Below are 21,727 nucleotides of genomic sequence, written 5' to 3'. Positions count from 1 at the left end.
ATCCATTCGCTGGTAGTTTCCGCGCATCTCAAACTCTGTTTATAAGGAGGTACTTAGAATGAATCATCTTCATTGTTATCAATCAGAATCTTATCAGCGTCCCTACATCATTTCAGGCTAATTAACAGCTCTATAAAATGTAAGGACGGCACATTCACTTATTGTCGTAATTACAAACATGTTTAAACAACTTAATGAAGCAACGGCTCAGCCTGTTGTGTGGTCGGCTTACACTGCGGAAGTCTTGTGGACAGATAGTCATATTGCCAGACAAATGCTGGCATATCACCTGAACCCTGATATTAACGCTGCCTCAAGATCCTTTGATTTTATCGACGAATCGGTCGACTGGCTCATTTCAGCGTTTGGCCTTAACCAATCTTCAGCAACCATCGACTTTGGCTGCGGTCCCGGACTTTACACCCAGCGTCTGAAAAAACAGGGCATAGGCACTGTCGTCGGTCTCGATTTCTCACAAAACTCCCTTGAGTACGCCACTAAGCAAGCAGCACAATCGAATCTGGACATCGAATACCATCTCGGCAACTACCTGGACTACCACGATTCACGGCAGTTTGATTTGATAACATTAGTGATGTGTGACCTTTGCGCCCTGAACCCATCACAGCGTTCCAAGTTACTGAGTAAGTTTAAGTCAATGCTGAAACCAAATGGGGTTATTGCCTTGGATGTCTATACCTCTACCCGGCTTGAGAAACAGGCAGAGTCTATAACCCTTGTCAGAAACGCTATGAATGGTTTCTGGAGTGCACAGGACTACTGGTGCATTCAGTCATCCTTCTTATATAGAACTGAGCTGGTCACTCTGGACAAATATGTCATCTGTGAAGAACAGAGAGAGTGGACCGTCTATAACTGGCTACAGCACTTTACCCATGACATGCTAAGCAGCGAACTTGATCAGCATGATTTGGAAATTCAGGCAACCTACAGTGATTTACGCGGTAGAGCATGGATTGATGGTGATGAAATGGCAGTCATTATCGGCCATAAATAACCAAGGGGGGGGCATATTAACAGAGGCGATGTTGTCGCCTCTGTTACACGTTATATATCAGTGGCTCCTTCCACTCCAATTTAAATCTACAGGGGTGATGGCCTGCGACTTTCCATCCCACGACTTTGAAAATAGAAAGTTAAAGACAGCACTTAATCTTGCTCTATTGGCGAATACATCTCGCCAATGGTTCTCAAGGTTTCCACGACACCACGAGCAGCCTCTCTCGCATTTTCGTTAACAGGCTGGTACCTCCGCTGGTAAAGACAATTCAATGACCGGTCATAAACAGGTCTCATCTCATCATGAACAATTCGGTGATTCTGATAAGTCAGATAGCGGGTTTCAAGCGTGATTCCCATAGCCGGACCACCAAGCTTACACATAGCCTTGCCTGGCTCAAGTTTTTGTATACCCTGAGAAAAAGTATCATAGCTGAATGAACGCCTGAGTTTATTCAAACGCCAGAAAGTAGCATCGCTCAAATCTTCGACTTCAATGCCATCAACAGTCATTTTGAACTGCCCATATTCATTTGAAGTAACATTAGGATCAATCTCAGTTCCATAGAAATTAACCTCTTTAACAACATCATCACCACGATAATATTTAAGATTTAACAATAACTTATGACGATCATCAGACGCACTAGCAAATGAGGACAGTATAAAAAGACATAGACAAACGTTTCTCAAAACCACGTTACTTACTCCAAAAGTAGTTTATTCCTGCTGGCAGATTAGACAAAGATGAAGCTCTTAAGTTCTAGGAAGCTGGACGATGAATAACCAGAGCAGAAGATGAAATTTTGAAAAAATAGTCGGCATCCACTTTTAATCTGAGTTTATTAAAAGGGTCTCTGATATGAACAAAGGGTTTACGGCTACCCACCCCTGAATCATCAGCCTCAGATAAGCCATCAAGCATGACCACATGAGAACCTATTTCTGCACAAACAGATACGACGGCATCCCCACTACCCGCTAGCATTTCAAGGGCTCTTCGTACCAGCTTTTCCCTTTCCGAAGTATCAGCGTACCTATCTTTGGGTAAGTTGAGCATGACACAGTGTAAACCAGCCTGCTCCAGGTCTTGTTTGAGTGCATCTATTGTTGAAATATTTGTTTGACGTATTTTGTCTACATCAACCAACCCGCCTTTACCAAGATCCATCAGGACCATTGCTTCACAGGAGGCTACGCAGCTTCTTTTTGCCGGCTGCCCAATAAGATGCCGGCCATCAGTATACTTAATACACTCACAAGGCACAGGTTGGCTTTCGCCCAAGTTAATTGTATTGATAATTTCGTGATAATCTATCGAATACATTTCGCGAGGAAATGTTGAAATAATATGACTTCTCGTTTTACCAGGTGTATCCACGATACTAAAAAATGGAAAATCAATGGCTTCACCCGACGATAATAACTTAATTCTGCTGATATCATGGTCAGAGTCAAAGGAAGCATTAATATCCGATAGTTTTAGCTTTCTTGTTGTTTGCTTATCATACATTGTGGATTGCAACTCAATATCAAGATCATTTATCTTGCTGTAGTTCTTCTCGAAAACACTTTCAAGATTAAATAATTTGACAATTTTTGCTTCTGTCCCTTTATATGGACTACTGTCTGTTGCAGGGCGTTTAACGATTGGTTCTGTCTGATTGGTTAATGAACCACCAAAATCCAACTGTCTCTTAGCTCCAGTCTTGGGCCTCAAACTCAACATTTCATGAAAGCTCGCCCCACTAGAGTCAGCACTTCGCCTCATGGCACTCTTTACCCAAGGGCCAGTACACTCTTTCTCTTTCATCAGTAGTCTGCTCTGATGACTTTTTTTCCTCGGCCTTTGGCTTGGGCCAGGTAACTCTTCAACCCTTGTCTCAGGGGATATAGGTTGATTTCCCGGTTTAAGCCCCATAACTGGCAAGGCTGCATCAGACGCCACCTCTGCACTCATAGCAAACCTGGACATAGAGCTGAATCTGTCAATTGGGTTCACGCCCTCAGATACAGGCTGAGCAGTGCTTTTCGAAAAGACCAGTTTTTTAGGAGAAACCGTTTGCATTTGACGACTGTCTAATGACTTACTTTTAACAGGGCTATTCTCATCATTAGTAATGTTCTTTTTCGGACTCACATTTTTTTTATATGGACTTCCTTTTTTGGGGCTTCTTCTTTTTTGGCCTGTATCGATATCACCAGAGCAATCCAAATAAGAATCGAATGCAGTACGGGAGCTACCCGAAAATGAAGCTTCCATCAAAATCACCAGAAACGTTAAAGAGATATCACTTCACATCCGTCAAAAAATCAAAATCGGGAAATAACAATCCCAATAATTATTTTTATCAAAAACAACCAACCAACTATTATTCAACATATGATATGGTTGTTTTTTAAAAACTCAATAATTCGCAGAGATTAAATTAATAACAAATTGAAATTCAAAGCCATTCATTAATACAGTAAAAATTGCTTGCTTATACTGACTATAAATATCTAAACAGTCAATCAACCATATATATAAAGCCGCATCATGTAGACGTTACAGATACGACTTTAAAATCAACTCAGCCCATCAACAAACTGGAGTTCCCGGGGCCAAGGTAACCTCTGATTTAAGTAGCTTACAAACACTGCTATCGCTGGTTTCAGCACACAGCAGCATGACCTCGGAGATTTCCCCACGCATTTTGGCCGGCTTCAGGTTAGTTAGAACAATCACTTCTTTATCCTGCAGCTCTTGCTCGGTATAGAAAGGAACCAGACTGGTTACGGTCTGATAGAGCCGGTCACGACCGATATCCACCTGCACCTTATACAACTTTTCTGCATCAGGCAGGCGTTCTACTTCTACGATACGCCCTACGCAGATATCCAGCTTCTGAAAGTCCTGGAAACTGATTTCTTCACTCATAACGGCACTCTTTTTAAAAACGTCCACAATAAAAATTAACTGGACGATTTTAATATCACAATCACCGTGACAGAGCCCTCTGGCGTCAATAGACAGATAAAAAAGCCGCTTTCAATACGAAAGCGGCTTATGGTTATTTACAATAAAAACTCTACATCATGCCTGGGCAACTTCCCCTTCTTCAGCGGGCTCTGATGCTGTGCCTCCCCGGCGTGGAATGCGAATATCCTCAACCATATCCTGAACAGACTTCGGTGGTGCTTCTGTCACATGGCAAACGACCATGGATACAGTAAAGTTGATGATCATACCCAGTGTTCCGATCCCTTCCGGTGAAACACCAAACCACCACTGATCCGAGGTACCGCCCAGGAATTTGAAGTAGATGATATAAGAAGCAGTAAACAGCAGACCTGTCACCATACCGGCAATGGCACCTTCACGGTTCATTCTCTTATAGAAGATACCCAATAGAATCGCCGGAAAGAATGATGAAGCCGCCAGGCCAAAGGCAAAAGCCACGACTGAAGCGACAAAACCTGGAGGATAGATACCTGCCAGACCTGCAACACCGATGGCGGCTGCCGCCGCAATACGTGCAGCCAGCAGTTCCTGTTTATCGGTAATGCCTGGCATCAGGTTCCGCTTCAGCAGATCATGGGAAATGGATGTGGAAATAACCAGCAACAGACCCGCCGCTGTTGAAAGCGCTGCCGCGAGCCCACCGGCTGCCATCAAGGCAATCACCCAGCCAGGCAGGTTAGCGATCTCGGGATTGGCCAGTACCATAATATCACGGTCAACGTACAGTTCATTGGCATTGTCCGTCTGATTGTTACTGACCAGTCGCTCGCCACTATGACCTCTGCCATCAATAAAAGATGGCTTTCCTTCCATCGGAGCACCCGGATGGTATTGGATATTACCGTCGTTGTTTTTATCAACCCACGCCATCAGGCCAGCGTTTTCCCAGCTGGAAAACCATTCAGGCAATTGCTCATATTCTGCCTCAGACACTGTCTGCAGCAAATTGATACGAGCAAAGCTGGCAACCGCTGGAGCCGTGGTATAAAGCACAGCGATAAACAACAGGGCATAACCTGCAGATTTACGGGCATCACGCACCGTAGGGGTGGTAAAGAAACGAACAATAACATGAGGCAGGCCAGCAGTACCCACCATCAGCGCCATGGTGATAAAGAACACATCAATCGTGGATTTCGAGCCATCCGTATACTGGGCAAAACCCAACTCCTGGGATAGCCCATTCAGTTTCTCAAGCACCGAGAGTTCAGAGCCCTCAACATTACTCCCAAAACCCAGCTGCGGGATTGGATTACCAGTGATCATCATAGAGATAAAAATGGCAGGTACCAGATAGGCAAAGATCATCACACAGTATTGTGCAACCTGAGTGTAGGTAATGCCTTTCATCCCGCCCAGTACGGCATAGACAAACACAATCCCCATACCAAGCACAACACCGACATTAATATCCACTTCCAGATAACGGGAAAAGACGATTCCCACGCCACGCATCTGTCCGGCCACATAGGTAAATGAGATGAAGATAACGCAGATAACCGCCACAACCCGTGCCAGCTGGCTGTAATAACGTTCTGCCACAAAATCCGGTACGGTGAACTGGCCAAACTTGCGCAGATAGGGGGCGAGGCACATGGCCAACAGCACATAACCACCGGTCCAGCCCATCAGGTACATGGCACCATCACGCCCCATGAAGGAAATGATACCCGCCATAGAGATAAAGGACGCTGCGGACATCCAATCCGCTGCTGTTGCCATACCATTGGCAACAGGATGAACGCCTCCACCCGCCACGTAATAGTCTTTGGTTGAACCCGCCCTGGACCAGATGGCAATACCGATATACAGCGCAAACGATAAGCCCACAAAGAGAAAGATCAGTGTTTGAGTCGCCATCTCACTCATCCTCCTGAACGTTATATTTTCGATCCAGACGATTCATCATCCCGATATAGACAAAAATCAGAATCAGAAAGGTATAGACTGCCCCCTGCTGAGCAAACCAGAACCCCAGTGGAAAGCCGAAAAAGCTAAATTGGTCCAGCTGGTCCACAAAGAGGATGCCGCAGCCAAATGAAACAGCGAACCAAATCGCCAGTAAGGAAAGTAATATCCGTATATTCTCCCGCCAGTAGGCGGCAGCTGCACTTTGATTATCCTGAGAAGGACCAGCAGACATGAAAGACGCTCCTGAAATTATTATTGTTTTTTTATAATCAGCCGTTCAGAGCTGTGCGCGTCTTAAACAGTAGCAAAAGTATGGATACGAGCATCTTAGACTTTAGGCTAATACCCTTACTGGATATACAAGGGAGTATGCTAAACACCGCAAAGGGAAAGCTGAGACCGAAAAAATCCTTTAGGGAAGGACTAATAATCATGCATCGATCATCAGCAAATCTAAACTGCCGAGATCATCACTTTAACAAAAGCACTGGAAGCCAGTAAATGAGTTGTCAGAATCACTGACTATACTGTTATTGATTTTTAACAATAAATAGCACTAAAGTTCAAAATAAGAAAAATCATGAATCTCTTAACACCAGCTTCTTCAATCTCGTTTTTTGAAAATCACCGATATCAGTTTGAAACAACGCCAGAAAATCGTGAGTTTTAGTTATGCCTGACACATCTCAACTAATAAATAGTAGGGCTCAGCCCATTCCGGTTAGTGAAATCAATTGGGCAGTTCGAAATTTGGAAGATTCTTACAATGGACAACTATCAACAGGCCAGCGTGTAAACCACCCACCAAAAGACAGAGCCATCACCAGAACAATTATCGTTGCAAGCAGTGCTTACGAAGAAAACATGGAAGGATTCATAAAAGCTTTAAGAGATAGAGGCTGCCGCACTCTTTTTCTTTCACTACCTTATAATGATCTTGATGCGAATGGTGAAAAAATCATTAGAAATGTAAAAAAGGAAAACCCTGATATGCAATTAATATTGTGTCATAGCATTTTTAACCGTCGTTTTGCTATTACAGATGTTCCGGATGCCCTATACAATAAATTTTTACCAGTTGCAGCAAGAATTCTAGGAAAAGAAAATGTCGGGGTTATCGTTCATGACTTTGAGTCTCAAAGTAGCGAGCTTCATGCAACGCTCAAAGCAATGCCCAACACACAGAAAACCACTTTTGAAGCATCAGCTTTTGTCGAACTTACCAACCGTTTAGATAATAAGTCCACCAATGAGAGTATTAATAGAGCAGTTGATGCTGTTTTCACAAACATGCTTTCGCGTCCATATGTGGAGCAGACTTCAACATTAACCACAAAGGCAACAGGATCAAAAAATTCATTATTGGCCTGGTTTCTAAGCGGAATTAAAAGTTTTTTTTCTGGCATTATAAATTTTTTACAATGGCTTTTTACATGGCCATGGCGAAAGTAATACTTAATGTAACGGTTGAAACACAAAATCATCCAGATGATGAAAGATTGGGATGATAACCATCTCTTTGTTACTGCCGTTTAAATCAACGAAAAATAGCCCGCTGTATATGCGATTCAGTATGCTCACAAGCTTCCAGAAAATGACTGGAATGCTGGGCGCACAAACAGCCTGGTCATCATGCCTGCTGCATTATCTGTAATATCATCATTGCTTCATGGAAAAATCTGGCTCAGGCCCATTAGAAATCAGGTCATTCTATGAAACGCCTAATAGCGCAAGCCTCTCCCAGCCCAAACCCCAAATCAGGTTATTGCATAGGCTCATAACCAATCTTATGATAATTCTGAACAATAAAGATCTTTGCAGCTTTAATAATGTCTAAAGGTTCATTATTAACCGGAGCACCAACAGAGTTCAAAATTTGAAAAAGATAATCGAGTGTATAAGAAATTTTAAGGTTTGCCTTCTGTGTTCTATTTAAATCAGGAAAAGCAAACACGTTCTGAAGTCCCAAAAAATTATCGAGCTCATTTGTCCTATTAGAAATATCACAGATTTTCTGTACCGCCTGTTTGAGAATCTTTGACTTATTGCTTGCTTTGGCCGTAGATGTACCATCCAGCTTCCATTGACCGTTAAGGGTCATGGAAAGAGTCTTAAACTCCAGCTTCCATTCACTCTTTTCTATTTTTTTCCTTAATGAATTTGCCCGCATTGCAAGATCAGATGGCACACCTTCTCCAGCGGCCATGGAGGTACCAGTTTCCAAGATTTTCATCATAGGAGGGGGGGCATCATGGACTTGAGTTAAACCCTGGAGATAAATATCGTTTTTTCCTGACTGCTTAGTTGGTAAGGGCCGATAACAGTTACCCATAACTTGATGCTTTTCAGCTGCTCTTTTTAGAACTGCCTCAAAAGACTGGCGCGCATTATGTACATTCGGAGTAAGACATTGTTTCTTTTGTACAGAACAGGATGAATCTCCTTCCGGTTCAGACCGCTCCCTTTTGACTGGCTGCATGGCTTGAGCTCTCAAACTCTTCAGAAACTCCTCATGTTCTGCTGGAAACTGTTTCTGATAAGCCTGCGAACGCTTCTCCATATACTCCCGTGCTCTTAATATTTCTCTAGTTGATTTATGGAATAGAATAATAGGTAAGGTTTTCTCCCTGACAATATCACCCAATGTCTCTCGGCCAGCCTGACAACTGGCCACTGACTCAGCTGTTGCACTAGAATAGCTTGCACTGGTTTCTGGCTCCAGAAGTATGGTTTCCAAGTCGATGGGCTCTGGTTTATCTGGAGTTGAAGGTTTGACCTGACTAGAGTACTGAAGAAACCCTGAAATATCTGAATTATTCCCCTCAGAACTTCCTTCAATATCGATCAATTCTGATCTTTCTGACATTGATAACCAGTCGCCCACTCCCTGCTGTGAAGCACTTGATTTCAATTCTAACCTTGATGGTTCTTCAGCTACGTCAAAGGGGAATGAACGATCCTGGACACCAACCGGTGCAGACATCACTGTCGAAGTATCTGACCAAGGACCGTTGGTGGGTTCTTCCTCACTTGAATACGGCAATACTGACACGGGATCCAATATTGCTTCACACGTGTCAGAACTAACATCATAAAGTGACTTCTCGCTTGCTATGCTCCCCTCCGATTTTACTTTCGCGACCGAAGTATCTGACCAGGAGCCATTGATGGACTCTGCCTCACTTGAATACGCCAATGCTGGCACCGACTCTAATATTGCTTCTGATGTCTCAGAGCCAGAATCATAAAAAGGCTTCTCATTTACTAAGAATCTGGGAAATGACATGACAATTCGATTAAAACGCTGAGATTCAGTTTTAGACTCCTTTATAGCAGTTCTCACAACAAAACTGTTTGTATACCCAGCTTCAACGTTCTTATCCACTGTGTACTCTAAAGGACAACTCGGCTCTCTATAAATTTTTTCGCCATAATGAAAACTGTAATCAGACTTCCACCTGCCTGGAAATAGTGACAACCTGCCTTCAAGACGATCAACAACAAACTCAACATCTTTACCAACCCAAAGCATTCCGACTTCAGACTTAGGGTCCAAGTTATCGTTAATGTACTGACACCAGAGCCTTAATAACTTATTTAAATCACTAGTTTCTTTATCTGATGTTATTTTAACCAACCAAACTTTAAGATCTTTTTTTTCAAACCACCACTGCCGCACCATATCCTCAGGCCATAAGTGTATATCTGCTTCTTTAGTCATAAAGTTTCTATATAGCTTCAGCATTTTTAAATCTTTTGCACTAATTTCAACATGACCACACATCGACTTTGCTAACCAACGATTAATCACATCTTTAGAAATCCTGTCAAAATTATCATCAAGAGCCTTCCGAAATAACGGCGTGAAATTCCTGAGCATATCTTTCCATAGCACAAAATACTTATCCGCCTTCCCAGAGGCAGCGACATTTAATAATTGCTCGCTGTCGGAACCTTTAAAACTGTGTTTTTTATAATATTGTTCCAATGTTAAATTCTTGGCATAACTGACAACAGTTCGTTTTTGACTATTAGAAAGTTTATCCTGACGCCCTTGATACATTTTCAAAAGAACAGCAGGTAATGATGTCAATAAAACCCCTCCTACTCTTACATCTTTATCAAGCAGCCATCCTTTCCTTGGTTTTTCCTCTGAATTCACCGCATCAAAGGCATGATAATTAACGGCAACAGGAGTGGACTGGTCGTTAGTTGCTAAGCTAACAAGAGATGAATCAAGATTATTTCTGGGCTTATCAAAAGCCACCAATACTTTAATGGCAATTGTCGTACAGCTCTTATAGTCTGCCTGAAGATACTCAGAAGCCGGCGTAGTTAAAAAACAAAGAGGATGATGATTACGCACAGACTTTATCGCCTGTGACACCCCATTAATTACAAAATGTCTTATCTCCGTTGCTACAGGGCATTCAGGAAGTATCGTTTCATGCAAATAAACAACAATTTTACCTTCCATCTGAATAAGCCTGACCATAGTCATGTGCGAAGCCCTGGAGTTCATAAAAAGCATGCTAAGGCCTACCTTTGCACCAGGATCTGAGAGAGATTTTGACACTGTTTCTTTAAAAGACTTCAAAGAGTTTTCATCTTTCCCTGTCCCACAAATAAAGAGCGGTGGAGACTTTCTTGACTTTCTCTTTACTTCAGATAAATCCAAAACAGCTCTGACAGGAAGATAATACGCACCATTACTGACAGTTTTATGGGCACTATCCAGATTTTCCTGTAGCAAGGGATTCATCTGTACGCTTTTGGTTACGTGAGAATACTTGGCTACACGCTCCCAATACTGCTCCCCCTCATCAGATATCACGTTTTTCAATACGACTCCATCGCCACACGCTAATATCATGTACTGGCCAGTTTGGTACTCAATACTTGCACTCTTATGGGTTTGGTTATACGGATTGTAAACCCCAAGATAGCTACCCACCTTTGATGCCGAGTTTATTAAGCATTCAAATACCTTTACATTTGGAAGTCCTGATTTGGCATCACTTTCTCTTATAAATAGAGAGTCATCCTTGTCTTTCAAGTCAGGATTTATACCCGAAGCTGGTGCCAGGTGAACTCTTAACTCATCCGGTTTTTTTTTCTGACCCAAGGCAGCAATCATAACTTGATCAATCGTCCATTGATGGGATTCATCTCTATCAAAATAATTAATTCGTCCAACACAACAGCGCTGAGTCAATTGCAAAAAAGGGAGTGGCGGCAATAATGAATCACGTATATTATCAGGCAACCTTAATTCGGAATATAACAAACCATCGGATACATAGCGGGAAGAAAATTTACCAATATGTTTATACAAGCACGTTTCATCTGCCAGAACAGACCTTTCCAAGTCCGTCATTGGCTGAATAGATAATTCCACCGGCAAAATACTATAACTCCTGAAAAACCCTATCAATTACGCGAGAGTTTAGAGAAGTCATTTACACTTTAGTTCCTTTTAATAAAATCATCCGTCACTTGTAAATTCATTTTAATGATGCGTTGGATAAAGCATTCATAGACCTGTCAGGCTTGCCAGAACTAAAACCAATCCATGAAGATAACAAGCCTGCGCCAACTACCAGCACAATACCGACAAGTGCAATAACATCAGGAACATGCCCCCAGATAAGCCACCCCAGCATCCCGGCAAACACAACACCAGAATAGTTAATCGGTGCAACAATTGAAGCTTTAGCCAGTGTGTATGCCTGTGTATAGCACCACATGGTCAGGGATATAGAGATACCAATGTATAGCAAAAAGGGTAATGTCCAGAGAGGAATCGACCGCCATTCCATAATCGCCAAAGGCAAACTGCAGAGAAAAGCAATCAGAAAATAATAAAACAGAATCACACTGGCTGGTTCAGTGTTTGACAGTACTCGAGTTCCAACCATCGATAATGCCAGGGATAATCCGGAAATCAGACCAATCAGATGCCATGTCTCAACACCTTCCAGTTCCGGCTTCAAAATCAGAACAACGCCTACAAAGCCAAGTATCAACGGCTGCCAATGGCTCTTTGAAACCACCACCTTCATCCACCCCCAAACCAGCAGTGGAACAAATAGAGGCGCTGTATTTCTTAACAGTGCGGCATCCACCAGCGGAATATGCTTGATAGCCAGATAATAAGCATAAAAGCAGAGCCAGCCAGCACACCCTCTTAACAAATGTGCGCCTGGGCGCCGGGTAGACCAGTGGCTAAATGGATAACGCAACAACATGGGCACCAGAAGCAGCAGACAAAGCCCATACTGGAACAAAACAATAGTGGTAACCGGGACAACATCAGCAATCATCTTACTGGCAGCCCCGGCCGTGCTGGCTACCAGTGATGATACGATGGCAAACAGAACCCCTTTCAGAACCTCTCCATGGCCAGTCATGTTCAGAAAACCGGGTTAAGACTTACCTGAAAAAAAGGCGCCCATTACCTGTCGGGCTTCTTCGGAAACCATTCGCTCACCAAAGATGACTCCTTCATCATCAATACGCTGTTGAACATCGCGACGGCGGGTCTTGGTGATAAGCTGCTTGGTCAGCAACAGCGCTTCACGAGGCTTTGCTGCCAGTTCTTTGGCCTTTGCCAGGGCATATTCAAAGACTTCTTCATTGGCAATTACGGCATTAGCTATGCCATATTCACGGGCGCGCTGAGCATCAAAAAAATCACCCAGCATCAGCAGCTCAGATGCCCGCTGCCGTCCCATAATATCTGGCAACAGCAAACTTGAAGCAGCTTCTGGTACTACCGCAAGATTCACAAAGGGTAAGCGTAATCGAGTTTTTTCGCCCACATAAACCAGGTCACAATGAAGCAGCAGGGTCACGCCAATACCCACCGCAATACCGCTGGCTGCTGCCACAATCGGCTTTTTCTGTACCGCAAGCTGGCGTAGCATTTTCATCGCTTCTGGTTCTTCAGCGGCATCCTGAGCCAGAAAGTCCTTAAGGTCATTACCCGCAGTGAACATATCGGGCTGGGCAGCAAAGAGAATAACCTTAACAGTCTCATCCTGATCAGCCGCGACCAGCGCTTCAAGAATCGAAGCGTACATGGCTGTGGTCAGCGCATTCTTTTTATCTGAACGGTTGAAACGGATCGTCAGGATATCATCCTGCTTCTCAACCAGAATGTGATTCTGATCTGACATGGGTCTAACTCCCTGAAACTCTATTGTCATTATTCTGTCGTCCATACTGTATTACAGCTGCTGCTCAATTGGCAGCAAAGAGAGAATAAAAATCCCCACCCGGGTAAACAGTGAACTTTCAGGGTCTTTATTGCTGACAACCCTGCATTCCGGATTACAGTCAAACCATTGAATGCCATTCTCCGTCAGTTTCAACTCCCAAAATCCTCCCCGATCCAGCCGGCTCAGACCAGAGATAAAGTCTTCGGCCATCTCAGGCGTGTCATAGATGGCCCCAATTTCTGTATTCAACAGTGCTGACCTTGGGTCAAGATTCAAAGAGCCCACAAATAGATAGCGCCGATCAATAATAAAAGTTTTGGCATGCAGGCTGGCCCTGCTGGAACCAGTGATGGTTTTATGGATTTCGCCCTTTGCTGCATGGGGTTTCACTTCGATCAGCCGGACACCCGCTTCTAATAAATCTTTTCTATATTTACTGTATCCCGCATGGACCACAGCAACGTCTGTTGAAGCCAGACTGTTGGTAATCAGTACAACCTTAACGCCCCTTTTTACCAGGTCAGAGAAGAATGTTACGCCTTCTTTTCCCGGTACCAGATAGGGGGAAAACATCACCAGTTCTCTGGCTGCACTGTCAATATAAGGGAATAGTTGAGGGGTTAAGTGTGTCGAACGATCTGAAACTGGTGCCAGTATTTTTTCAGGTGCATCCGCATAAACAGAAACATCCCCCCAATACCAGCGCATCTCTCCACTGGCAATATGCTCAACCAGTGAGGCCTGTTTCAGTCGTTTAATATATTTTTGTCCCGACGCTGAGTTAGCTGCATCGGCAAGTTTATCATTAAGCCGTTGTTTATCATCAGTAGTTACGCTCCGGTTAATTAATGACTCAGCTGGGTAACTTGACGAACTATTCCAATAGCGATCAAACTCATTAGAAATTTGTGGCACAACAACGCCACGATGGATCATATCCAGATCTGCAAACTCAACGGCACTGTTTCGATAGTATTCATTGCCAATATTACGCCCACCCAGAATCGCCAGCTGGTTATCAACAATAAAGCTTTTGTTGTGCATTCGCCGATTGGCTCGGTCAAACTGAGCCAGCAACTGAAAAGAGCGTCCCCAGCCACGGGTAGCCAATGGATTGAACAGCCTGATTTCAAAGAAGGGGTGCTCATTGGCAATAGCTACCGTCTTATCAAGGCTAGCGATGGATAAGTCATCCAACAACAGACGAACCCGAACACCACGGTCGGCCGCTCTCAGCAAATACTGCAGAAACAGCTGACCTACCAGGTCATCATGATAAAGGTAATATTGGGCATCGATGGTTTTATCCGCCGCTTCAATCAACGCCAGTCGAGCAACAAGGGCATCCAGACCATCTGAGAGTGGATGAAAACCACTTAACCCCGGTTGATTGGTATTATCATTTTCTACCCACAGGCCAATACGCGTCGCTTTGGCCGAGACAGTTTCCAGAGCATTGGATGGCTTTGCCAGAGAGTCTGATGGCAAGCTGGCACAGGCTATTAAATTAAACGTTAACAGACTCACCATCAGAACTTTGAGCACGACTTGATTCCTTTTTTATTTTTTCCAGACAGCGCTCACAGTAACAACTGGTTATCTCTTTTGGAACAGGGAGCAATACCGGAACCTCCACCTCGCTCTCAGGTCGCAGGGCTTTCATACACCAGCAATTTTCAAGCGATTCCCCCCCGGATGAGGCACACTGATTCGGCTGACCACACCTGGGGCAAACATTGACATCAGTCATCACAATTCATTCCACGTAAAACCCGCACCAATGGGAGAACATTCCCATGACATTTTTTTGATACCATATACCTAATAATGACCAGAAACGCCATGCACGGAGTAGGGATGAAGCTTAAAGAAAAGTCTTGGGGAAAAATAATACTAACCGCTCTGACCATCAGTTTGATTTCAGGATGCAATCAGGAGCAACCTGAACAGGAAGAAGTACTTCGCCCGGTTCGCTCCATTATTGTCACCCCTCCTGAATCAGGCTGGATAAAAGAGTTTCCCGCCGTTGTTGATGCGGTTCAAAAAGCCAATCTCAGCTTCAGGGTTTCCGGCAAGCTTGAGGACATTCTGGTAAAGGAAGGTGAATTTGTTCAGGAAGGGGATGAAATAGCCCGACTGGATCAAGTGGACTTTGAAATTAAATTAAAAGACCGCCAGGCCTCCTACGATGTTGCCAAGGCTGACTATGAACGGGCAAAAAAACTGATTGAGACAGGAGCCATTGCCCGGGCTGAACTGGACAACCTGAAAGCCAAAGTCAGCACAGCCAGCTCACAGCTTCAGGCAGCTCAGCAAGAACTGGATTACACCGTTCTCAGGGCTCCCTTTAATGGCCGGATTGCACGACGCTATATCGATAATTACGAAGAGGTTTCTGCCAAGCAGGAAATTGTATCCCTGCAGGATACCTCTGCCCTTCTGGTAGAAATGGAACTGCCTGAAAGTGTGCTGGTACGCTCCAGAAACCACAAAGGGGACTATACCTTCCATGCACGCTTCAGCTCGATCCCTGAACGGCTGTTTCCGTTAACTCTGAGAGAAACCTCAACACAGGCAGATGAAAGCACCCAAACCTACACCATGACATTTGCCATGCCCGCTATTGAAAACCATCTTGTGCTGCCAGGGATGTCTGTCGTCGTAAGGGCCGAGCAGAAAACACCGAACAGCGACATTATTCTAATCCCGGCTTATGCCGTCATGGAGGATAAAAATGGCCGTTTCGTCTACGTGGTGAATGATGAAAAAGATGAAACCGGAACCATTTTGCGCAAAGCAGTCACCACTGGAAGCCTTTCGAAACAGGGGATTATTGTTGAAACCGGGCTGACAATTGGCGATCGGGTCGTTACCGCTGGCATGAGTCAGATGAGTGAGGGTATGAAAGTTCGGCTCCAGGAAGGGGCTGCGCGATGAATATTACCCGAGCGACGATAAACAATAACCGCACGGCCCTGGTGCTAGTCATCGTGCTGATCATTGCAGGCCTACAGGCTTACAAGAATCTGCCAAGAGCCTACGACCCCGGATTTGTCATTCGAGTTGCCAAAGTCATCACTCACTTTCCTGGAGCCAGTCCGGAACGGGTTGAACAACTGATTACCGACAAGCTGGAAAAGGTGATTCAGGAAATTCCCGAACTGGATTTTGTGAAAAGCACCTCTCGAACCGGTATATCCATCATCACAGTCAGTATTCAGGAAAGCTACACCAATATGCGCCCGATCTGGGATAACCTGAGGCGCAAAATAGAGAGTGCAGCTAAAGATATGCCCGATGGCGTCATTGGACCAGAGGTCAATGACGAGTTTGGTGATGTGTTTGGCATTGTCGTAACACTCACTGGACCTGAGTTTACCTATGCCGAACTGAAAGATATTGCCGATCAGGCCAGGGATGAGTTTCTCAGGGTTCCGGAAGTCGCCAAGGTAGAAATCTATGGCGCCCAGGAAGAGCGTATTTTTATTGAATACAACAATGCACGCCTTTCAGAACTTGGGCTCTCTCCCACCCAGCTGATGCAAATGCTTGAGAACCGCAATATTGTGGTTCCCGGTGGGGCAATTACGCTGGATATGGAGCGCATTGAGCTGGAACCAAGCGGTAACTTTGAATCTGTAGATGATATTCGTCACACCATTGTCTCCATTCCCGGTAGCAACAACGTTGTTTACCTGGAAGACATTGCGACTGTTAAGCGTGGCTACGTTGATCCAGCCTCTTCCAAAGTTCACTCCTCTGGCCAACAGGCTCTTGGGCTTGGCCTTTCCATGCGGGAAGGAGGCAACAATATCCGGATGGGTGAACAGGTTCAGGAGGTACTCAACTACCTTAATCAAACCTACCCCATCGGGATTGATTTCAACGTTATTAACTTTTCCCCAAAAGAGGTAGAGGATAAGGTCAATGACTTTGTCAGCAACCTGATTCAGGCTGTTCTGGTGGTTGCAGCGGTTATGCTGGTTGCCTTGGGGCCACGCACCGGGCTGATTGTTGCATCACTGATCCCGATGAGCATGATTTCAGCAATGCTGGTGATGTCGTTCTTCGATATTGGCCTGGATCAGATCTCGCTGGCTGCATTAATTATCGCACTGGGCATGTTGGTGGATAATGGCATTGTTATGGCCGAGAGCATCATGGTTCAGATGAACAATGGTAAGAAGCCGGTAGAAGCTGCCATTGATTCTGCCAGTGAGCTTCGCGTTCCACTGCTTACTTCTTCCTTAACGACCGCCGCCGCTTTTTTACCCATTTACTTAGCAGAATCAGCAGTTGGTGAGTTCACCGCCTCTCTGTTTCTGGTCGTGACTATCACTCTTCTCTGCTCATGGTTGCTGTCCATGACGCTGATACCGCTACTCTGTGTTCAATTCCTGAAACCCAAGAAGGAGAGCACGGACTACAACCGTGGTTTTTACCAGAGATATAGGGAACTGCTGACCTGGGTTTTAAAACACAGGGTGATTTCACTTGCCGCTACGGCTGTGTTGTTCGCAGTGGTGATGAGTGGCTTTAAGTACGTGCCCAAAATCTTTTTCCCTCCTTCAGATCGGCTCTACTTTAAAACCGAACTCGAACTTCCCCTGGGAACTGCAATAGAGCGGACTGAAGCGATTATTAAAGAGCTCGAAGCCTTTATAACAGAGGAGATGAAGATAAATGGCGCCCGCACTGAAGGCGTTATCAGCTGGATCAGTCATATTGGAACCGGAGGGCCACGATTTGTTCTCCAGCATAGCCCGGAGCCGGCCAGCCCTAATTATGCAATGATGGTCATTAATACCACTTCTTCGGACGCGATTGGTGGCATGATTGATAAGCTGGACAGTTACGCCTTTGACAACTTTCCGGATCTTCAGATCACCAGTCGCCGTATAGAGAGTGGCGTATCCATTACTAACCCGGTAGAGATCAGACTCTATGGTAAAGAGACTGATCAGTTGTTCTCGCTGGTCGAACAGTTAAAAGCTGAAATGGCCCAAATCAACGGACTGAAAAATATCAGCGATGACTGGGGGCAACGAATCAAGAAGTTGAAAGTGGTGATTAATCAGTCACGAGCATTGAGGGTGGGAGCCACCAGTCAGGACATCGCTATTTCTCTGCAAAGTGGTCTGAGCGGGCTTGAGTTAACTCAGTACCGGGAAGGTGAAGATGCTATTCCAGTGCTCCTGAGGTCTGTGGAGGCTGACAGGCAGGATATCGACAAACTGGAAACACTTTCTGTTTATATCCAGTCCACTGGTGAATCGGTCACCCTCAAACAGGTTGCTGATATCGAGGTAGTGTGGGAGCCGGCACAAATCCTTCGCCGTGATGGTTTGAAAACCGTATCGGTGGGAGCTCAGCTGACACCGGGTATGACGGCAGCAGAAGGTTTTGCACAGCTTCAGCCCTGGCTGGATGAGCATTCCCATCGTTGGCCAGCAGGCTACCGATATGAGCTGGGTGGAGAAGCTGAGAGTTCGGGTAAAGCCAACCAGTCCATTGGTGAAAAGCTGCCTATGGCTGCATTTCTCATCTTGATCCTGTTGGTGGCACAGTTTAACTCTCTGCGTAAACCCGCCATTATTCTAGCCACGATTCCATTGGGTATGATTGGCGTTATTATCGGGCTACTGACAGCTCAATCCTTCTTTGGGTTTATGACGTTACTGGGTGTCATCTCTCTGGCCGGTATTGTGATCAACAATGCCATTGTTCTGCTGGAACGGATCAAATATGAGATTGATGACAATGGGCTTTCAGCTCAGGAAGCGATTATTGTTGCGGCTCAGCGTCGTCTGCGCCCGATCCTGCTAACAACGGCCACCACCGTGCTTGGGATGATTCCTCTTTACCTGGGAGGTGGTGAGATGTGGGAACCTATGGCCGTGGCTATTATTGCCGGCTTGCTGTTCTCAACCATTTTGACACTGGGTCTGGTGCCCGTGCTTTATTCACTGTTTTACCGCGTAAAGTATTAAGTTCCAAAATAAAACAGGACTCTTCATGAGTCCTGTTTTGAATGAGAACGCCTCCTAGTAACCATCAATGTTTACAGAGTATCCAACACGCAAAATAGCACCTTCGGAGTTAGTGGTAATAATATAGCCTTGCCTTTTCCCAAAAAACTCATCGTTGATAATGACCCAGCCATTTTGAAACCGTTTGATTTCAGCGTCTTCCGGAAAAGATGAGTTCTGTGCAAACAGCTTTTCCAGCGCTTCAGCCAATACACCGGCTTCTTCCGGGTTGGTAATAAGAAAGTTTTCATTCAGGCAAGCCCGCAACTCAGGCATTGGCTCATCATTTGATGAAGCAAATGCAGAAGGCCTGAAAAGACTTTTGATTACCCTGCCATTCTCATAAAACAGTACTCCACCGCCTGACATCGTGGTGCCATCGGGATAGCTGGTGTGTGGTTTAGCGGTGTAAAAGGTGCAACTAAATACGGTTCTGAGAGCAAGGCTCTCTTTCTCTCGCACCTTTACCGTCTGCCAACTTTCCATTTCCTTTCTGATAGATTCTTCTACATTGTTGGAAGCAGCCAAGCTTAAACCGGAAATGCTTGCAAAGAAGATCAGAGCACAAGCTGGAACAGCATATTTAAACTGAATAGACATTAATGATCTCAGCGTCAGGGAGGACATACCCTTTTTTATCGCTCCAGATCACTGAAACATTATTTTTAGCAGACAAAATGGCCAGTCTGCCAAAATCATAAAACTGGCCATTCAACAACACTAAAAAATCTTAAAATCCCTCAACATCAGAAAATTACTTTAACCTCCAGCAGCAATCATCTCTCTATACTGCTGCAAGAGAGGCTCATTCATATCAACCTCATCCCGTTTTTGAATATTGTCATCAACAAACTTACATTCCTTTACTCGGAAGTTTTTAGAGCGATCATGCTGAATACCGTTAAGCCACATAACTTCAGCATTTACGATCTCTGCCAGATGAGTATTCAGGACAATTTTCTCCAAGCCCTTATAGCCAGTATTCAGTTCCAGAAAATCCTGCTCTTCAGACTCGATCAAATTTACCAGCTGTTTGAGGTTTCTGACCTTTTCAGAACCAACACTGTCGACTCTTCTCAGAAACATATTGTGGTAACCCCGATTTGCCTCGTGGGGTAGGACCTTCAGGATTACAACAATTTCATCTTCATCAGCAAACCGGAAATTATTGAGCAGCACCGGCGTAAGGCCTGCAAAGGAAATCAGGTCATGCCCAGCCCCCATCAGCAGCTCTCTGGTCACTTTAGTAAACACCAGCCCCTGATAAATAAAGTAGGAAGGTGCAGACGCACCATCGACACCCAGTAACAAATCATTATTCACAGGCTGGGAGAGAATAACGGTCAGATCCTGCTCCTGCTTGTCGCGAATAACACGGATATCGAGTGCCTCTCCAACCTGCCTGGAATGAACGACATAGTCCATGGACACCCGTTCACTGCCACGAAAAACAATGGTTTTATCATGACCAACCGCATGCCCGTCCAGTTCCAGAATGACATCATCCGGCTGTAAGATACCGTCAGCCGCAGAACCCGGAATGACATGGCGAACCAGAACCCCTTTGTTTTCTTTCACACCATAGAGCTTTTTAAAGAAGCCGTTCTCAAGCTCTTCCGTTTCGATACCCAGACTGGGAATACCACTGTACTGTCCATCAGAAACGTCCTGTAGAAAGTGGCGTATGATGTTTACAGGCACAATATGAGCGATATTGCTGGCTTCAAAAGGGCTGAAGCCCTGCATCAACACACCAATAATTTCCCCATTCACTACTGCAGGCCCACCACTATTGCCCGGGTTACTGGCTGCATCAATCTGCCCAGCCAGAAATGCGAAACCGGAATTACTGTATGGCTGATACTCCAGTCGGGATAAAACACCTTTTGTTGCACTGATCGTATCACCGCCGATGGGATAACCAAGAAGCATCAAATCTGTCTGCAGAGGCGGTACCTTGCCAAGAGGAATTGGGGTGGTGCCACTGAAAAAGGCAGCCTCCTCATGGTCATGGAAGGGAACGAGCAATGCCAGGTCCAATTCGTGTGATACCCATAAAGGCTTTAGCTTGTAGCGATCCGTCTGACCATTTTTCCTGCCTTCAATATAAGTATGAGCACTGATGACATGACTGTTGGTTAACACCACTCTCTGATCACTGTCTGGCAGCTGAATAATTGCTCCGGAGCCGTATTTCTGCCTTGGCCCAAGGTTGGTCCATGGATTCTGATGGTCATATTGATTGAATGAGGCATAGATTTTAATGATCGAATCCCTAACCCCCTGATCTTCCGAATACACTTGTTGTAAGTCGGTAGTCACTCGCTCCGCAGTATACCCACATATCGAGACTGCCAGAAAAAGAAAACAGACTGCTTTGACAATGCAATTTGGTCTCACAACCAACTACCTCAACGGCTAGAGAAAGAACCCTTCAAACTAGCACAAAAAAAATATCCTGCTTTGCTGAGGCAACAGGCATCACAGGCTTTTGGGCGTTTACCAAACTGACTTCTGGTATAATCAGCCTGGTAAATTACCTT

Annotated in this window: 16 protein-coding genes; 4 read left to right on the top strand and 12 right to left on the bottom strand. The window is 44.9% G+C overall.

Annotated elements, in window-relative coordinates; all coding sequences use genetic code 11:
* Positions 1 to 178 precede the first annotated feature (178 nt).
* The gene (locus tag GV64_RS07055; protein WP_020580809.1) at positions 179 to 1,018 is read left to right on the top strand and encodes a class I SAM-dependent methyltransferase; all 840 of its coding nucleotides are present in this window, start codon (positions 179 to 181) and stop codon (positions 1,016 to 1,018) included.
* Between the two features lie 152 nt (positions 1,019 to 1,170).
* On the opposite strand, the gene GV64_RS07050 is transcribed toward GV64_RS07055, so the two are convergent.
* From GV64_RS07050 to GV64_RS07030, 5 genes are all read right to left on the bottom strand, one after another.
* Entirely contained in the window at positions 1,171 to 1,641 is a 471-nt protein-coding gene (locus GV64_RS07050) for a hypothetical protein (RefSeq protein WP_020580810.1), read from the bottom strand.
* A gap of 142 nt (positions 1,642 to 1,783) precedes the next feature.
* The gene (locus tag GV64_RS07045) at positions 1,784 to 3,283 is read right to left on the bottom strand and encodes a hypothetical protein (protein ID WP_020580811.1); all 1,500 of its coding nucleotides are present in this window, start codon (positions 3,281 to 3,283) and stop codon (positions 1,784 to 1,786) included.
* A gap of 318 nt (positions 3,284 to 3,601) precedes the next feature.
* Positions 3,602 to 3,940, bottom strand: coding sequence for a tRNA-binding protein (locus GV64_RS07040; protein WP_020580812.1), 339 nt, complete (start codon positions 3,938 to 3,940; stop codon positions 3,602 to 3,604).
* 156 nt (positions 3,941 to 4,096) lie between these two features.
* Positions 4,097 to 5,884 (bottom strand): sodium:solute symporter family protein, encoded by a 1,788-nt coding sequence (locus GV64_RS07035; protein WP_033402526.1) that lies wholly within the window; start codon positions 5,882 to 5,884, stop codon positions 4,097 to 4,099.
* Position 5,885: 1 nt separating this feature from the next.
* Positions 5,886 to 6,167, bottom strand: a complete 282-nt coding sequence (locus GV64_RS07030; RefSeq protein WP_020580814.1) for a DUF4212 domain-containing protein — start codon at positions 6,165 to 6,167, stop codon at positions 5,886 to 5,888.
* Between the two features lie 440 nt (positions 6,168 to 6,607).
* Between GV64_RS07030 and GV64_RS07025 the strand changes: the two genes are divergently transcribed.
* Complete coding sequence (locus tag GV64_RS07025) at positions 6,608 to 7,387, top strand: hypothetical protein (RefSeq protein ID WP_020580815.1); 780 nt, start codon at positions 6,608 to 6,610, stop codon at positions 7,385 to 7,387.
* 310 nt (positions 7,388 to 7,697) lie between these two features.
* On the opposite strand, the gene GV64_RS07020 is transcribed toward GV64_RS07025, so the two are convergent.
* The 5 genes from GV64_RS07020 to GV64_RS26235 all read right to left on the bottom strand — a co-directional run bounded on the left by GV64_RS07020 (position 7,698) and on the right by GV64_RS26235 (position 14,905).
* On the bottom strand, positions 7,698 to 11,339 hold the full coding sequence (locus GV64_RS07020; protein ID WP_020580816.1) for a hypothetical protein: 3,642 nt from the start codon (positions 11,337 to 11,339) through the stop codon (positions 7,698 to 7,700).
* A 100-nt stretch (positions 11,340 to 11,439) separates the two neighbouring features.
* Complete coding sequence (locus GV64_RS07015; RefSeq protein WP_020580817.1) at positions 11,440 to 12,345, bottom strand: DMT family transporter; 906 nt, start codon at positions 12,343 to 12,345, stop codon at positions 11,440 to 11,442.
* A 15-nt stretch (positions 12,346 to 12,360) separates the two neighbouring features.
* Positions 12,361 to 13,113, bottom strand: coding sequence for an enoyl-CoA hydratase-related protein (locus tag GV64_RS07010; protein ID WP_020580818.1), 753 nt, complete (start codon positions 13,111 to 13,113; stop codon positions 12,361 to 12,363).
* A 51-nt stretch (positions 13,114 to 13,164) separates the two neighbouring features.
* Positions 13,165 to 14,700: a phospholipase D family protein gene (locus GV64_RS07005; RefSeq protein WP_020580819.1), complete on the bottom strand. Its 1,536-nt coding sequence runs from the start codon at positions 14,698 to 14,700 to the stop codon at positions 13,165 to 13,167.
* Positions 14,663 to 14,905, bottom strand: a complete 243-nt coding sequence (locus GV64_RS26235) for a cysteine-rich CWC family protein (protein ID WP_034844110.1) — start codon at positions 14,903 to 14,905, stop codon at positions 14,663 to 14,665. Before GV64_RS26235 ends, GV64_RS07005 begins: the two co-directional genes overlap by 38 nt.
* Before the next feature lie 107 nt (positions 14,906 to 15,012).
* Here GV64_RS26235 and GV64_RS06995 point away from each other — a divergent pair, with 107 nt between their 5' ends.
* Positions 15,013 to 16,092 (top strand): efflux RND transporter periplasmic adaptor subunit, encoded by a 1,080-nt coding sequence (locus GV64_RS06995; RefSeq protein WP_020580820.1) that lies wholly within the window; start codon positions 15,013 to 15,015, stop codon positions 16,090 to 16,092.
* Entirely contained in the window at positions 16,089 to 19,145 is a 3,057-nt protein-coding gene (locus GV64_RS06990) for an efflux RND transporter permease subunit (protein WP_020580821.1), read from the top strand. The genes GV64_RS06995 and GV64_RS06990 overlap by 4 nt, the downstream gene beginning before the upstream one ends.
* Before the next feature lie 54 nt (positions 19,146 to 19,199).
* Here the strand turns inward: GV64_RS06990 and GV64_RS06985 are convergent, their stop codons facing one another.
* Together GV64_RS06985 and GV64_RS06980 are read right to left on the bottom strand one after the other, a co-directional pair.
* Positions 19,200 to 19,784, bottom strand: coding sequence for a hypothetical protein (locus GV64_RS06985; RefSeq protein ID WP_020580822.1), 585 nt, complete (start codon positions 19,782 to 19,784; stop codon positions 19,200 to 19,202).
* Between the two features lie 159 nt (positions 19,785 to 19,943).
* The gene (locus tag GV64_RS06980) at positions 19,944 to 21,506 is read right to left on the bottom strand and encodes a S1C family serine protease (protein ID WP_160171772.1); all 1,563 of its coding nucleotides are present in this window, start codon (positions 21,504 to 21,506) and stop codon (positions 19,944 to 19,946) included.
* Positions 21,507 to 21,727 lie beyond the last annotated feature (221 nt).

The organism is Endozoicomonas elysicola, from assembly GCF_000710775.1.
In the GTDB taxonomy this organism is placed as follows: Bacteria; Pseudomonadota; Gammaproteobacteria; order Pseudomonadales; family Endozoicomonadaceae; genus Endozoicomonas; species Endozoicomonas elysicola.
The sequence above is the reverse complement of the archived record's forward strand: the minus strand, read 5'-3'. Positions and strand labels throughout refer to the sequence as shown.

Excerpts from the sequence above, each read along its gene's own strand:
- GV64_RS07055 (WP_020580809.1), top strand. The coding sequence starts at position 179 with ATGTTTAAACAACTTAATGAAGCAACGGCTCAGCCTGTTGTGTGGTCG.
- GV64_RS07045 (WP_020580811.1), bottom strand. The coding sequence starts at position 3,283 with ATGGAAGCTTCATTTTCGGGTAGCTCCCGTACTGCATTCGATTCTTAT.
- GV64_RS07040 (WP_020580812.1), bottom strand. The coding sequence starts at position 3,940 with ATGAGTGAAGAAATCAGTTTCCAGGACTTTCAGAAGCTGGATATCTGC.
- GV64_RS07035 (WP_033402526.1), bottom strand. The coding sequence starts at position 5,884 with ATGGCGACTCAAACACTGATCTTTCTCTTTGTGGGCTTATCGTTTGCG.
- GV64_RS07030 (WP_020580814.1), bottom strand. The coding sequence starts at position 6,167 with ATGTCTGCTGGTCCTTCTCAGGATAATCAAAGTGCAGCTGCCGCCTAC.
- GV64_RS07025 (WP_020580815.1), top strand. The coding sequence starts at position 6,608 with ATGCCTGACACATCTCAACTAATAAATAGTAGGGCTCAGCCCATTCCG.
- GV64_RS07015 (WP_020580817.1), bottom strand. The coding sequence starts at position 12,345 with ATGACTGGCCATGGAGAGGTTCTGAAAGGGGTTCTGTTTGCCATCGTA.
- GV64_RS07010 (WP_020580818.1), bottom strand. The coding sequence starts at position 13,113 with ATGTCAGATCAGAATCACATTCTGGTTGAGAAGCAGGATGATATCCTG.
- GV64_RS26235 (WP_034844110.1), bottom strand. The coding sequence starts at position 14,905 with ATGACTGATGTCAATGTTTGCCCCAGGTGTGGTCAGCCGAATCAGTGT.
- GV64_RS06995 (WP_020580820.1), top strand. The coding sequence starts at position 15,013 with ATGAAGCTTAAAGAAAAGTCTTGGGGAAAAATAATACTAACCGCTCTG.
- GV64_RS06990 (WP_020580821.1), top strand. The coding sequence starts at position 16,089 with ATGAATATTACCCGAGCGACGATAAACAATAACCGCACGGCCCTGGTG.
- GV64_RS06985 (WP_020580822.1), bottom strand. The coding sequence starts at position 19,784 with ATGTCTATTCAGTTTAAATATGCTGTTCCAGCTTGTGCTCTGATCTTC.